The following is a 2181-nucleotide window of genomic DNA, read 5'->3' on the forward strand; positions in this document are numbered from 1 at the left end:
ATCAATCGAAAATATTTCATTGATTGAATGGTAGAAATTTCTCGAAGTTTATTTGAGCGAATTTTTAGTCAGAAAATTGATGAGCCAAGATTTGTAGCCATAAGCTACTAATGATTTTAAACTGAAGAGTTTGATCATGGCTCAGATTGAACGCTGGCGGCAGGCTTAACACATGCAAGTCGAGCGGGGAAGGGTAGCTTGCTACCTAACCTAGCGGCGGACGGGTGAGTAATGCTTAGGAATCTGCCATTTAGTGGGGGACAACATTCCGAAAGGAATGCTAATACCGCATACGTCCTACGGGAGAAAGCAGGGGATCTTCGGACCTTGCGCTAAATGATGAGCCTAAGTCGGATTAGCTAGTTGGTGGGGTAAAGGCCTACCAAGGCGACGATCTGTAGCGGGTCTGAGAGGATGATCCGCCACACTGGGACTGAGACACGGCCCAGACTCCTACGGGAGGCAGCAGTGGGGAATATTGGACAATGGGCGGAAGCCTGATCCAGCCATGCCGCGTGTGTGAAGAAGGCCTTATGGTTGTAAAGCACTTTAAGCGAGGAGGAGGCTACTTAGATTAATACTCTAGGATAGTGGACGTTACTCGCAGAATAAGCACCGGCTAACTCTGTGCCAGCAGCCGCGGTAATACAGAGGGTGCGAGCGTTAATCGGATTTACTGGGCGTAAAGCGTGCGTAGGCGGCTTTTTAAGTCGGATGTGAAATCCCCGAGCTTAACTTGGGAATTGCATTCGATACTGGGAAGCTAGAGTATGGGAGAGGATGGTAGAATTCCAGGTGTAGCGGTGAAATGCGTAGAGATCTGGAGGAATACCGATGGCGAAGGCAGCCATCTGGCCTAATACTGACGCTGAGGTACGAAAGCATGGGGAGCAAACAGGATTAGATACCCTGGTAGTCCATGCCGTAAACGATGTCTACTAGCCGTTGGGGCCTTTGAGGCTTTAGTGGCGCAGCTAACGCGATAAGTAGACCGCCTGGGGAGTACGGTCGCAAGACTAAAACTCAAATGAATTGACGGGGGCCCGCACAAGCGGTGGAGCATGTGGTTTAATTCGATGCAACGCGAAGAACCTTACCTGGCCTTGACATACTAGAAACTTTCCAGAGATGGATTGGTGCCTTCGGGAATCTAGATACAGGTGCTGCATGGCTGTCGTCAGCTCGTGTCGTGAGATGTTGGGTTAAGTCCCGCAACGAGCGCAACCCTTTTCCTTACTTGCCAGCATTTCGGATGGGAACTTTAAGGATACTGCCAGTGACAAACTGGAGGAAGGCGGGGACGACGTCAAGTCATCATGGCCCTTACGGCCAGGGCTACACACGTGCTACAATGGTCGGTACAAAGGGTTGCTACCTAGCGATAGGATGCTAATCTCAAAAAGCCGATCGTAGTCCGGATTGGAGTCTGCAACTCGACTCCATGAAGTCGGAATCGCTAGTAATCGCGGATCAGAATGCCGCGGTGAATACGTTCCCGGGCCTTGTACACACCGCCCGTCACACCATGGGAGTTTGTTGCACCAGAAGTAGCTAGCCTAACTGCAAAGAGGGCGGTTACCACGGTGTGGCCGATGACTGGGGTGAAGTCGTAACAAGGTAGCCGTAGGGGAACCTGCGGCTGGATCACCTCCTTAACGAAAGATTGGTGACCGGTAAGAATCCACAACAAGTTGTTCTTCGAAGATGTATCTGAGGGTCTGTAGCTCAGTTGGTTAGAGCACACGCTTGATAAGCGTGGGGTCACAAGTTCAAGTCTTGTCAGACCCACCAAATCTGATAGCTGAAGCTGAGATTAAGATATATCGTTCATTATGATTGTAAGCTGGGGACTTAGCTTAGTTGGTAGAGCGCCTGCTTTGCACGCAGGAGGTCAGGAGTTCGACTCTCCTAGTCTCCACCACGTACTTTACGGAGTACGGGCTAAAGATTACAGAATTTAGTGAGTTAAAAGCTTATTAACTTCTGTGATTTATCACAGTTTACTACGCACCGACGAGGTGGTAGTTAATCATTAACAGATTAGTAGAATTGAGTCTGAAATAAATTGTTCACTCATTCTTTGATTTAAACATTTTAATGTTTAAGTTGAATGAAATGAGAACTAGCAAAAACACTGAATCAAGCGTTTTGGTATATGAATTTAGATTGAAGCTGTATGGT

The 2181-nt window shown here is 48.2% G+C and carries 2 tRNA genes and 1 rRNA gene; all 3 read left to right on the top strand.

From position 1 onward, the window contains the following. Positions 1 to 118 precede the first annotated feature (118 nt). The 3 genes from PJ15_RS14335 to PJ15_RS14345 all read left to right on the top strand — a co-directional run bounded on the left by PJ15_RS14335 (position 119) and on the right by PJ15_RS14345 (position 1921). Positions 119 to 1655, top strand: a 16S ribosomal RNA gene (locus tag PJ15_RS14335). A 59-nt stretch (positions 1656 to 1714) separates the two neighbouring features. Next, positions 1715 to 1791, top strand: a tRNA-Ile gene (locus PJ15_RS14340). Positions 1792 to 1845: 54 nt separating this feature from the next. Further along, a tRNA-Ala gene (locus PJ15_RS14345) sits at positions 1846 to 1921 on the top strand. Positions 1922 to 2181: the final 260 nt, after the last annotated feature.

The organism is Acinetobacter sp. neg1 (genome assembly GCF_000788125.1).
GTDB lineage: Bacteria > Pseudomonadota > Gammaproteobacteria > Pseudomonadales > Moraxellaceae > Acinetobacter > Acinetobacter vivianii.